The sequence below is a fragment of the Streptomyces dysideae genome (genome assembly GCF_001514305.1).
Classification (GTDB): Bacteria; Actinomycetota; Actinomycetes; order Streptomycetales; family Streptomycetaceae; genus Streptomyces; species Streptomyces dysideae.
The window spans coordinates 207,280-219,175 of sequence record NZ_KQ949086.1; the positions used below are offsets into that span (position 1 = coordinate 207,280).

General features: G+C 70.2%; 9 protein-coding genes. 5 read left to right on the forward strand and 4 right to left on the reverse strand.

The features are described from left to right. Positions 1 to 87: 87 nt before the first annotated feature. A complete protein-coding gene (locus tag AQJ91_RS20815) occupies positions 88 to 1,125 on the reverse strand; it encodes a LacI family DNA-binding transcriptional regulator (protein WP_067023698.1) in 1,038 nt (345 codons plus the stop codon). Positions 1,126 to 1,267: 142 nt separating this feature from the next. Here AQJ91_RS20815 and AQJ91_RS20820 point away from each other — a divergent pair, with 142 nt between their 5' ends. Continuing rightward, the gene (locus AQJ91_RS20820; RefSeq protein WP_067023700.1) at positions 1,268 to 2,128 is read left to right on the forward strand and encodes a hypothetical protein; all 861 of its coding nucleotides are present in this window, start codon (positions 1,268 to 1,270) and stop codon (positions 2,126 to 2,128) included. A 14-nt stretch (positions 2,129 to 2,142) separates the two neighbouring features. On the opposite strand, the gene AQJ91_RS20825 is transcribed toward AQJ91_RS20820, so the two are convergent. After that, positions 2,143 to 3,114, reverse strand: coding sequence for a multicopper oxidase domain-containing protein (locus AQJ91_RS20825; protein ID WP_067023703.1), 972 nt, complete (start codon positions 3,112 to 3,114; stop codon positions 2,143 to 2,145). 189 nt (positions 3,115 to 3,303) lie between these two features. On the opposite strand from AQJ91_RS20825, the gene AQJ91_RS20830 reads away from it, so the two are divergent. Together AQJ91_RS20830 and AQJ91_RS20835 are read left to right on the forward strand one after the other, a co-directional pair. After that, on the forward strand, positions 3,304 to 5,772 hold the full coding sequence (locus tag AQJ91_RS20830) for a ThuA domain-containing protein (protein ID WP_079085082.1): 2,469 nt from the start codon (positions 3,304 to 3,306) through the stop codon (positions 5,770 to 5,772). A gap of 44 nt (positions 5,773 to 5,816) precedes the next feature. Next, positions 5,817 to 7,967, forward strand: a complete 2,151-nt coding sequence (locus tag AQJ91_RS20835; protein WP_199847983.1) for an OmpL47-type beta-barrel domain-containing protein — start codon at positions 5,817 to 5,819, stop codon at positions 7,965 to 7,967. 29 nt (positions 7,968 to 7,996) lie between these two features. Here the strand turns inward: AQJ91_RS20835 and ligD are convergent, their stop codons facing one another. Further along, complete coding sequence (gene ligD / locus AQJ91_RS20840) at positions 7,997 to 9,013, reverse strand: non-homologous end-joining DNA ligase (RefSeq protein WP_067023706.1); 1,017 nt, start codon at positions 9,011 to 9,013, stop codon at positions 7,997 to 7,999. 75 nt (positions 9,014 to 9,088) lie between these two features. On the opposite strand from ligD, the gene AQJ91_RS20845 reads away from it, so the two are divergent. Both AQJ91_RS20845 and AQJ91_RS20850 read left to right on the forward strand, forming a co-directional pair. Then, positions 9,089 to 10,159 carry an ATP-dependent DNA ligase gene (locus AQJ91_RS20845; protein ID WP_067023709.1) on the forward strand — a complete coding sequence of 357 codons (1,071 nt, stop codon included), beginning with the start codon at positions 9,089 to 9,091 and terminating at the stop codon, positions 10,157 to 10,159. Between the two features lie 175 nt (positions 10,160 to 10,334). Further along, on the forward strand, positions 10,335 to 11,327 hold the full coding sequence (locus AQJ91_RS20850; RefSeq protein ID WP_067023712.1) for a DUF3048 domain-containing protein: 993 nt from the start codon (positions 10,335 to 10,337) through the stop codon (positions 11,325 to 11,327). Between the two features lie 7 nt (positions 11,328 to 11,334). On the opposite strand, the gene AQJ91_RS20855 is transcribed toward AQJ91_RS20850, so the two are convergent. Next, entirely contained in the window at positions 11,335 to 11,799 is a 465-nt protein-coding gene (locus AQJ91_RS20855) for a MarR family winged helix-turn-helix transcriptional regulator (protein WP_067023715.1), read from the reverse strand. Between the last annotated feature and the right edge of the window lie 97 nt (positions 11,800 to 11,896).

Below are 11,896 nucleotides of genomic sequence, written 5' to 3' on the forward strand. Positions count from 1 at the left end.
CCTGCTGATCGACGGCGAGTATCCGGACGCGGAGTCCCGGACGATGCTGCTCGACCAGGCGCTGCTGTCCCTGGCGGCGCCGGCGTCCTAGGCGGAGGTGCGGCGTATCAGCGTGGTCGGCAGGACCACGCTCGACGGCGTGCCGACCACACCCCCCGCCGGGTTGCGACGGTCGAGGCCCCGTAGCAGCAGCCGGGCCATCAACCGGCCCATCTCCTCGATGTCCTGACGGATCGTCGTGAGCGGTGGGTCGGTCTGTTCCGCGACCGGCAGCATGTCGTCGAAGCCGATCACGGCGACGTCGTCGGGCACCCGCCGCCCGGACGCCCGCAGCACACGCAGGGCGCCCGCGGCGGAGAGGTCGTTCGCGGCGAACACGGCGTCCAGGTCCGGGCACCTGCCGAGAAGTTCACGCATCGCCCGCTCGCCCCCGGCCGGAGTGAAGTCGCCCTCCGCGATCAACCGCGGGTCGGCGTCCACCATGACGTCCCGGTACCCGTCGAGCCGGTCCGCCGCGGACGTCTGGTCGAGGGCGCCGGTGATGTGCGCGATACGGGTGCGGCCGAGGCCGGCGAGATGGCGTACGGCCTCACGGGCACCGCCCCGGTTGTCGCTGTCGACGTACACCACCCCGCGCCGGTCTCCGCTCCAGCCGGGCCGCCCGCCGAACACCGTGGGGACACCGGCCCGCTGGATCAGCCCGGGCAGTGGATCGTCGAGGTGCAGGGAGAAGACGAGGGCGCCGTCGACATGGCCACCGGCAAGGTAGCGGGCGACCCGGGCGTGATCGTCGCGGCCCTCCGTCAGCAGCAGCACGAGCTGGTTGTCGTAGGCGGTCAACTCCTTGCTGATGCCGCGGAGTTGCAGCCCGAAGAAGGGGTCGGCGAAGACGCGGCTCTCCGGCTCGGCCACCACGACGGCGACGGCGTCGTGCCGCCGCGTCACCAGACTGCGGGCGGCCTGATTGGGCACGTACCCGAGCTCCTCGACCGCCCGCCGCACCCGCTCGACGAGCGGTTCCCGCACCCCTTCCCCACCGTTGACCACCCGGGACACGGTGGCCCGCGACACCCCGGCCCGGGCGGCCACGGCCTCCAGCGTGGGACGTGGTGCGGTTTCGGTCACTGCGGGGCTCCTCACCGGCGGTTGCCGATCAGGATAGCTCCGGACCGATGCCGTGGTGAGAGCGCTCTCGCCGCCCCGGAAAAGGGCGTTGCGCGGCGGGACGCGGTCCGCGAAGATCGCCGCATGACGATGAGAAAGGCCCATGGCCGCTGAGCGCCTGGCGCCATACGCCCGGCTCCCCCGGCCGTACCGGCAGCAGACCGTCCTGCACAGCACCGTTGATGCGTTCGGCCGCGCGCACTGGCTGCTGCGCGCCCCGACCGCACCGAGGGACCTGTACGACGCCGTGGTCGTCACCGTCGAGGACGGTCGCCCGTACGAGACACATCTCGGTTCCGTGCAGGCCCGGTTCCCCAAGCTGGACGCCCTGCCCGACGGCGGCTTCGTGGTTGCCGACAGCCGCACCCGCGCCGGCACGGATCAGGTCCAGGTCTTCGACGCGCTGGGGCGCCCGTCCTGGGGCTTCACGGTCGGGGACGGCATCGAGCATCTGCTGGGCGACGAGTCCGGCAACCTGTGGGTGGGGTACTTCGACGAGGGGGTCTTCGGCGACCCGCTCAGCGCACCCTGCGTGCGGTGCTGGAGCCAGACGGGGGCGCCCGTCTGGGAGTACCGCCCGCAGCCCGGGGAGCGCCACCCGGTGGACTGCTACGCCCTCAACGTGGACCGGCGCGCGGCCTGGGCCTACCCGTACACGGAGTTCCCGCTGATCGAGGCGCGGGAGGGGCGGCCCGCGCGGGTGCGCGGCACGCCGGTCAGAGGGGCGAAGGGCCTCGCCGTGCACGGGGACCGGGTGCTCTTCTTCGGCGGGTACCGGAACGGCCGGGACCGCGTCCACGACTGCCGGCTCACCGAGACGTCCGTCGAATCCGTGGCCGAACGCCGCCTCGCCCGTCCCGACGGAGGCACGCTCGGCAGCTGCCGCGTCGTCTGCCGCGGCCCTCGGCTGTACGTCCAGGAGAAGCCGTGCACGGAATGGAACGTGCTCGACATCGCGGGCTGAGCCGCCGGATCACCTCAATGATCGTGCCCGTGCGGGTCGTACCCAGGGATCGTCCCATCCGTCTTCTTGACCAGGAACAGCCCCACCATCCCCATGTCGGAGTGGCTCTGGACGTGGCAGTGGTACATCCACGCGCCCGCGCCGACCCCCTCACCCGCGATCACCTGGAAGCCGAAGGAGTCGGCCGGGCCCACGATCTTGTTGTCGATGACCTGGCTGGGGTCGTCGGGGCCGGTGAGCAGGCCCGTGCGGTTGTCCGCCCAGCGGTGACCGTGCATATGGAAGGTGTGGTAGTACTCGCCGTGCGTGATCATCACGAACTCGACGCGATCCCCCACGGTGGCCTCGAAGTCGGGCCCGGAGTACGCGGGCCGGTTGTTGATCAGCATGTCGTTGAAGACGATCGTGTACGTCCTGTCCGGGAGGACGTCCCCCGCGCGGCGGACGATGACCGGCCCGTACAGGCCCTTCCGGATGCCGCCCGTGCCGTGTTCGGTGCCGACGACGTGGTCGTGGTAGTGCCAGTAGCCCGCGCTGCCCGCCCGCCAGGTGCCGTCCTTGCGGCGGCCGGGGGCGTGGGTGCGCCAGGTGTAGGTGCGGGTGCCGCCGGGTTCGACGTCGCTCCTGTTCAGCTTGGTGCCGTCGCTGGAGGTCTCGTAGTCGAGACCGTGGACGTGCAGGCTCGCGGTGACGTCCATCGTGTTCTCGAACTCGATGTGCAGGGTGTCGCCCTCGTTGAGCTCGATCAGCGGGCCGGGGATCGTCGCCTTCCCCTTCTCGAAGCCGTAGCCCATCTGCCCGTCGGCGAGCTTCTCGGCGTACAGCTTGATGCGCCTGACCTCACCGCCGGGCGGAGCGGCCGGCGCCGGTTCGGCGGCGCTCGCGGCCTGGGGCGCCAGGGACAACTGTGTCGCTACGGCGGCCCCGCCTCCCACGACGGCCGCACCACCCAGCAGCATTCGCCGGTTGAACCCGCGTCTGTCCATGCCGAACTCCCCATCATGGTCCGGGACTTGAGGCGACGAGCCTGCGATGAACCTGTCAGACGGTAGCGGGCACTCCCCCGTTTATCCACACTCAGGACAAAGTTCGATTCATTGCGGTCATACATATTGGCGTGGTGCGCAAAGAGGTCTAGCTTCCTTGGCGCTGTTGCTGTGACCGAGGAGGTGCCCATGCACTTACGAGGCTTGCGCACGAGAAGACGGGCCTGGGCGGCCACCCTGACCGCCGCCGGAGTCGTCGCCGGGCTGATGTCGGGCCCCACCGCGAGCGCACGACCGGATCCGCCCTTGACAACGATGTCCGTCAAGTCGCCGCCGGGCGGCGCGGACGTACGGGTGCTGATCTTCTACGGATCCGCCGCGGGAGAGGAGTCGCCCGTCGTCAACGCCGCGATCGAGGCGATCGAGAAGATCGGCCTGTCGGGCACGGCCGACCAGCGTTTCGCGGTCGACGCCACGGACGACGCCCGGGTCTTCACCGACGAGACGGGGCTGAGCCGCTACAACGCCATCGTCTTCCCGACCGGCGGCGGCGACGTCCTCGACCCTGAGCAGGAGGCGGGCCTGGAGACCTACATGGAGGCGGGCGGCGGCTTCGTCGGCATCCATGACGCGGCCCGCGCCGAGCCGTACTCGGACTGGTTCACCGGCCTGGTCGGCGCCCGCCCGGCCACGTCCAGCCCAACGGCCGTACAGCGGGCGGTGGTTGAGGTCGGTGACCGGCGGCATCCAGCCACCCAGGATCTGCCGGTGCAGTGGAAGCGGCCCGACCAGTGGTTCAACTGGACGCAGAACCCGTCCGGTGCCGTGCACACCGTGGCCCGGGTGCGCGAGTCGACGTATCGGCCGGGTGCGAGTGCCAACGGCTGGGACCACCCGGTGAGTTGGTGCCGGGACTACGACGGCGGACGCTCCTTCTACACCGGCATGGGCGGCACGGTGTCGTCGTACGACGAGACCGACTTCCGTGCGCATCTGCGCGGCGCCCTGCTGTGGACCACCCGGCTGGCGCAGGCGGACTGCAAGGCGACCATCAACGGCAACTACAAGGCGGAGCGGCTCACCCAGCCCAACCAGCCCGGCCAGAACGACCAGATCGGCGAACCGCACGGCCTGGTCACCGCGCCCGACGGACGCGTCCTCTACATCGGCCGGGGCGGCGCCGACTCCTCCCAGCCCGTGGTCACCGACTGGAAGAACCCCGACATCGGCAAGGGCAAGGGACAGGTCCACGTCTACGACCCGGCGACCAAGAAGGTCACACTGGCAGGCGAGTTGACCGTCTTCGGCAACAAGGGCGGCGGCGACGAGCTGGTCAAGGTCGAGGAGGGCCTCCTCGGGATCGAGCTCGACCCGCGCTTCGCGCAGAACGGCTGGGTGTACCTGCACTACACACCCCACTCGCAGATCAACCGCGAGACGAGGATGGCCGAGCGGCGCGTATCCCGCTTCACGCTCGACCTCGCCACCGACAAGCTCGACCTGGGCAGTGAGAAGGCACTGCTCAAGTGGCCGGTGCAGATCCACAGTTGCTGCCATGCGGGCGGCGGGATGACCTGGGACTCCAAGGGCAACCTGTACATCGCGACCGGCGACAACAACTCCAGTGGCTTCAGCGGCGGTTACTCCGGCAACAACCCCCAGCCCAACTACCAGGGTGTCTCCTTCGCCGACGCGCGCCGGACCGCCGGCAACACCAACAACCTCAACGGCAAGATCCTGCGCATCCACCCGGAGCCCGACGGGACCTACACCCTCCCGGACGGCAACCTCTTCACCGGCCGGGAGACCGACGAGGGCGGCGGCAGGACACGCGGCGAGATCTATGTGATGGGCGTGCGGAACCCGGCACGCATCTTCGTCGACCAGAAGACCGACATCCTGTACGCGGGCTGGGTCGGCCCCGACGCGAGCGCCCCGTCGACGACCTGGGGTCCGGCGAAGTACGACACGTTCGCCGTGATCACCGAGGCGGGCAACCGGGGCTGGCCGTACTGCATGGGCAACAAGCAGCCCTACCGGGACCGCAACCTGCCGGATCCGGCGCAGCCGCTGGGCTGGTACGACTGCGACCACCCGAAGAACGAGTCGCCGAACAACGACGGCCTGGTCAACCTCCCGTCGGTGACGGGGAACAACATCTGGTACTCGCCGCAGGGCGGCGCCCCCGACTTCCCGCGCGATACGAACGGCATCCCCTCGTACAAGCAGGAGGAGGCCACCTATCTGCTGCCGTGGCTCAAGGGCGGCGGACAGGCCGCGATGAACGGGCCGGTCTACCGGTACGACGCGGCGAGCACGAGCGCGGCCAAGTGGCCCGCCTACTGGGACGGCAAGTGGTTCGTCGGCGACTTCTACGACGCCGACCAGCCGCGCAACGCGGTCCTCACCGACCCGAAGACGCACGGCGCCGGCGGGCTGCCGGTCCACTCGGAGTCGCTGAAGAAGATCGTGCCGGTCGGCAACGACGGCATCAGGAACCTCATGGACTGGAAGTTCGGCCCGGACGGTGCGCTGTACGTCCTCGACTACGGGCGCGGCTTCTTCACGTCGGACGCCAAGTCGGCACTGTGGCGGGTGACTTACGCGGGCGGCGGGCCGACACCGGCCGCCGGTCAGCTGGCGAGGGGGAACGGGTGACGCGGCAACGAAGAATCTGGACGGCCCTGTTGGCCGCGTTCCTGATGATGGTCGGTCTCCAGACGATGTCCCTCGCGCAGGCCGAGCAGCCGACCGCGGCCCAGGAGCTGACGTGGACCGCCGGCGACGACATCAACGCGTATACGTCGGCGCCCACGACGGCGGTGGCGGGTACGGCGACGATCGTCTTCGAGAACAGCGCGGCGACCGGCAACACCACCGGGATGCCGCACACGTTGACGTTCGTGACGTCGGACCCCGAGTTCAACAACGACGTCGAGCTGAACATCCTCGCCACCCCGAACGACGACCAGGGCGGCCGCCACACCGCCGAGGTCACCCTCACGCCGGGCCGCTACTTCTACCACTGCACGATCCCCGGTCACGGTCAGATGCAGGGCATCGTCGTGGTGACGGAGGGCGGCGGCGAGGACACGACGGCGCCCGAGACGTCGGCTCAGGTGACCGGGACGCAGAACACGGAGGGTGCGTACGTCGGTTCGGCGACTGTGGCGATCGGGGCGACGGATGACGAGGGTGGGTCGGGGGTCGACCGCATACAGTACGCGGTCGGCGATGCAGGCGACTGGCTACCGTATACCGCACCCATCGTCGTCGACCAGATCGGCACCCACAAGATCCGGTACCGGGCCTTCGACAGGGCCGGCAACGTCTCCGCCGAGAAGAGCGTCGAGTTCACGGTCGTCGCCCCGCAGTCGGACGACACCACACCGCCGGAGACCTCGGCGACGGTGAGCGGCGCGCAGAACGCCGACGGGGCGTACATCGACATGGCCACGGTCACGGTGACCGCATCCGATATCGGGTCTGGAGTCGACCGGATCCAGTATGCGGTCGGCACCGCGGGCGACTGGCTACCGTATACCGCACCCGTCATGGTGCATACGGTAGGCACCCACACCGTCCGCTACCGCGCCGTCGACAAGGTGGGCAACGTCTCCGCCGAGAAGAGCGTCCAGTTCACGGTCGTCTCCGCGCCCCCGCAGGACACCACGCCGCCGGTGACGGGCGTGACCGTCGAGGGTTCGAAGAACTCCGACGGGGCGTACGTCGGCAACGCCAAGGTGACCGTGAGCGCGGCGGACGAGGGCGGTTCGGGGGTCGCGGGCGTGGAGTACTCGCTCGACGGCGGACCGTATCTCGCATACAGCACACCGGTGATCGTCGACCGCGCCGGCACGCACACCGTGGCGTACCGCGCGAGCGACAAGGCGGGCAACACGTCCGCGGCACGGACCGTGACCTTCACGGTGGTCGCCGGCGGCGGGGTGCCCGCGCCCAACTGCCCCGAGTTCGACGAGCGGTTGACGGTGATCGTCGGCACGGTCGACTCGGGGGTGCCCAACCGGGTGACGAACAACCGCTGCCGGATCAACGAGTTGATCGAGGACGAGAAGGAGTGGACGTCCCACGCGCTGTTCCTCAAGCATGTGAAGACCGTCCTGGACGGGCTGTTCAGGGAAGGCGTCCTCGACGCGCGCGAGTACGACGCCGTCGACGAGGCCGCCCGGGAGTCGGGGATCGGCAGGCCCGGCCAGACGGAGGGCTACCGCAAGATCCTCGACGGCAGTGCGGAGTCCTTCGCCAAGTGGCAGCACGTGGGCGGCGGTTCGTTCGGGCTGAACGCCGACGGGTCGATCACCAGCGGCACCACGAAGGCCGGGCTGGGCATGCTGTGGTTCCCGCAGCGCAAGTACGGTGACTTCTCGCTCCGGCTCCAGTGGCGCGACGACGCCCCTGGCACCGGGAACGCCAACTCCGGTGTGTTCGTGCGGTTCCCGTGGGCCCACGACCATCCCGAGGAGTCACGGCCGGAGTGGGTCGCCATCAAGTACGGGCACGAGGTGCAGGTGCTCGACCGGCCCGACGGCGACATGTACAAGACGGGCTCGGTCTACGGCTTCGACCGGGTGGGGCTGGCCGGTGCCGGCGTCACCCAGAAGGGCACCTGGAACGACTACGAGATCCGGGTGGTCGACCAGCACTACTCGGTCTACCGCAACGGCGTGCTCATCAACGAGTTCGACAACCTCGGCGGCCAGGACTTCGCCCCGCCCCGCTCGGACGACCCGGGCACGGACGGGCGGCGGTTCGCCTCCGGCTACCTCGGGCTCCAGGTGCACGGCACGACGGACGTGGTCTCGTACCGGGACATCAGGATCAAGGAACTGTAGGAGGCAGGCACCGGGAGCGCGGCCGGCCGTCACGCCGGTCCGCGCTTCGCCCTGCTCGGCTGGACCCGTTTCGGCTCGCCCGGCATCTTCGGATACTCCGGCGGATACGGCAGGTCACCGAGCCCGTGGTCGCGTTCGTCGCGGCGGGCGAGGTCCAGCAGGGCGTCCAGGGAGTAGGCGTGGTCGTCCATGTCCGCGTGGATGTCGCCGAGTTCGGCGAAGCGGGCGGGCATGGTGGCCAGGTCGAAGTCGAGGGGGTGGGCGTCGCCGACCTCCGCCCAGCGCAGGGGTGCGGAGACGGGGGCGTGCGGGCGGGGGCGTACGGAGTAGGCGGAGGCGATGGTGCGGTCTCTGGCGGTCTGGTTGTAATCCAAGAAAATACGTTCACCCCTTTCCTCCTTCCACCACTTGATCGTCACCCGGTCCGGCATCCGGCGTTCCACCTCCCGGCCGACCGCGATGGCCGCCCGCCGGACCTGGGTGAAGGTCCAGCGCGGCTCGATCGGCACGAACACATGCAGGCCGCGTCCGCCCGACGTCTTCGGCCAGCCGCGCAGGCCGCCGAACTCGTCGAGGACGGCGCGCAGTTCGTGGGCGGCGCGGACGGCGTCGGCGAAGTCGGTGCCGGGCTGCGGGTCGAGGTCGATACGGAGTTCGTCGGGGCGGTCGACGTCGGCGCGGCGTACGGGCCAGGGGTGGAAGGTGAGCGTGCCGTACTGGGCGGCCCACAGGACGGCCGCCGCCTCGGTGGGGCACATCTCGTCGGCGCTGCGGCCGCTGGGGAAGGTGATGTGGGCGGTGGGGATCCAGTCGGGCATGTTCTTCGGCGCCCGCTTCTGGAAGAAGGACTCGCCGGTCACGCCGTCCGGGTAGCGCTCCAGGGTGGTGGGCCGGTCGCGCAGGGCGCGCAGGATGCCGGGACCGACGGCGAGGTAGTAGCGGGCGAGGTCCAGCTTGGTGAAGCCGCGCTCCGGGAAGAAGATCTTGTCGGGGCTGGACAGCCGTACGGTCCGGCCGCCCGCTTCCAGTTCCACCGCTTCGCCCATGCGAGCCACGGTAGGCGTACCGCGCATACCTCGCACACCGGGCATTCATGGGCGTACGCGAGCAGAATCTAAGGCATGGACCTGCCGGTGATGCCGCCCGTGAAGCCCATGCTCGCCAAGTCGGTGGCGACGATCCCGCCGGGCATGCAGTACGAGGCGAAGTGGGACGGGTTCCGGGCGATCGCGTTCCGGGACGGGGCCGAGGTCGAGCTCGGCAGCCGGACAGGCAAGCCGCTGACCAGGTATTTTCCCGAGCTGGTCGAGGCGCTGAAGGAGCAGTTGCCGCAGCGGTGCGTGCTGGACGGCGAGATCGTGATCGCGCGGGACGACCGGCTGGACTTCGACGCGCTCACCGAGCGCATCCACCCGGCGGCCTCCCGGGTGCGGACGCTCGCCGAGCGGACCCCTTCGTCGTTCGTGGCCTTCGACCTGCTGGCGCTGGCGGACGAGTCACTGCTGGACGTGCCGCAGACCGACCGGCGGGCACTGCTCGTCATGGCGCTGTCCGGGGTGACGGCGCCGGTGCACGTGGCGCCGGCGACGACGGACATCGAGGTGGCGCGGCGCTGGTTCGAGCAGTACGAGGGGGCGGGCCTGGACGGCGTCATCGCCAAGCCGCTCACCCTGCGCTATCTCCAGGACGAGCGCGCCATGTTCAAGGTCAAGCACGAGCGGACGGCGGACGTCGTCGTGGCGGGCTACCGCTTCCACAAGAGCGGCCCCATCGTGGGCTCCCTGCTGCTCGGCCTGTACGACGACCGGGGCGCCCTCCAGCATGTGGGCGTGTCCGCCGCGTTCCCCATGAAGCGGCGCGCGGAGCTGGTCGAGGAGCTGGAGTCCCTGCGCATGGAGGACGTCACGGGGCATCCCTGGGCGGCCTGGGCCGACGAGGCCGCGCACGAGACGGCCCGGCTGCCCGGGGCGCCCAGCCGCTGGTCCGGCAAGAAGGACCTGTCCTGGGTGCCGCTCAGGCCCGAGCGGGTGGCCGAGGTGGCGTACGACCACATGGAGAACGGGGTGCGCTTCCGGCACACGGCCCGTCTCCGCCGCTGGCGCCCGGACCGCACCCCCGAGAGCTGCACCTATGCCCAGCTGGAGGAGCCCGTCGGGTACAACCTCGCGGAGATCTTCGGACCGCGGGTCTGACGGTTCCCCGAGGGGCGCACAGACCCGAACAGCGGGCCATCCGGACACTTCCCACCCAACCGGCATGGGCCGATCGGCCTACTCAACGCGCGCAATCAGAACCACGCGGGTATGGCCACCAACGAACTGATAAGCGCACAATCGAAGACACGAGACTGGGTGGGCAACGGTGGGCATGGCACGAAGAGCGCGCACGCGATGCGCGCCGACGACAGCGGCACTCCTGGCCGCCGCGCTGGCGGCCTCCGTGGCGGCGGGCTGCACCACGGGCAACGGCCCCTCCGACGACGGGCGCGGAGCGGATCCGAGCCGGGAGCAGGAGGAGCCGAAACCCGCGCAGAGCCCGGCGAGCGGTGGCTCCGTCCTCGCCGTGAAGATCGACAACGCGCGCGCGGCCCGGCCTCACACGGGCCTGGACTCCGCGGACGTGGTGTACGCGGAGCAGGTCGAGGGCGGGCTGAGCCGGCTGATGGCGGTGTACGCGACCAAGCTGCCGAAGGCCGTCGGGCCGGTGCGCAGCGCGCGCGAGTCCGACCTCGAACTGCTGCGCCAGTTCGACCAGCCGACGCTCGCCTTCTCCGGGGCACAGAGCAAACTGATGCCACTGATCAACAAAGCGCCGCTGAACGTGCAGACGCCCGACCAGACCTCCGGCGCGTACTACCGCGGCACCGACAAGCCCTCCCCGCACAACCTCTACCTCCGCCCCGGCAAGCTGATGCCGTCCGCACCGGGCGCGGACGCGCTGACGACCGGCTTCCGCTACGGCACCGCACCGACGGGCGGCAAGGCGGAGGCCGCACGGACCGTGCGCTACCCGGCCGCCCGCTTCACCTTCACCTGGTCCGAGAGCCGCGACCGCTGGCTGGTCTCGATGGACGGCACAGCCACGGAGACGGCCGACGGGAAGCGGGTGGCCGCGGCGACGGTCGTCGTGCAGTACGTGACGATCCGCAAGTCCGCCTACCACGACTTCCTCGGCAACAACACGCCGTACACCGAGACGGTGGGCTCCGGGAAGGCGAAGGTGCTGCGCGACGGACGGGCCTACGACGTGAACTGGGAGCGCGAGAAGGCCACGGACGGCACGGAGTTCACGACCAACGACGGCACGCCGGTGAACTTCGCGAAGGGCCAGGTGTGGGTGGTCTACGCGAAGGCCTCCTGACCTCAGCTCAGCCCTGGGTGGCGAGGGGTTCCGCCGGGTTGCGGAGCCCCTCGGCCGCGTCCGCGACGCGTCGGATCAGGTCGAAGAAGAGGGTCTGCTCCTCGGCGGAGAGGGGGGCCAGGAAGACCTGGTTCATCCTGGCCGTGCGCACGGTCAGCTTGCGGTGGGTGCGCAGCCCCTCGTCGGTGAGGCGCAGCAGGGAGCGCCGGCCGTCCTGCGGGTCGCGGACCTTGTCGAGGAGGCCGCGGCGGCCGAGCCGGCTGATCACCTCCGCGATGGTGGACCGGTCGAGGCCGACCCGCTCCCCCACGGTCCGCTGGTCGAGGCCGGGCTCGGCGACGAGTGCGTTGAGGACCGCGAACTGCGGCGAGGTGATCTCCTCCGAGACCATCGTGTTCCACAGCAGGTAGTGGGCCTGCTGCAGCCGCCGGGCCAGATGCCCGGGGTGGGTGGTGAGGTCCACCGCCGCCATGTGTGCTCCCGAGGTCGCAATCGTCCGTGCACTGAACGATACCGGGTGGCAGAATGAGTTGTCTGCGGGTCGTGGACCGCGGTGACCTTGTAATTCC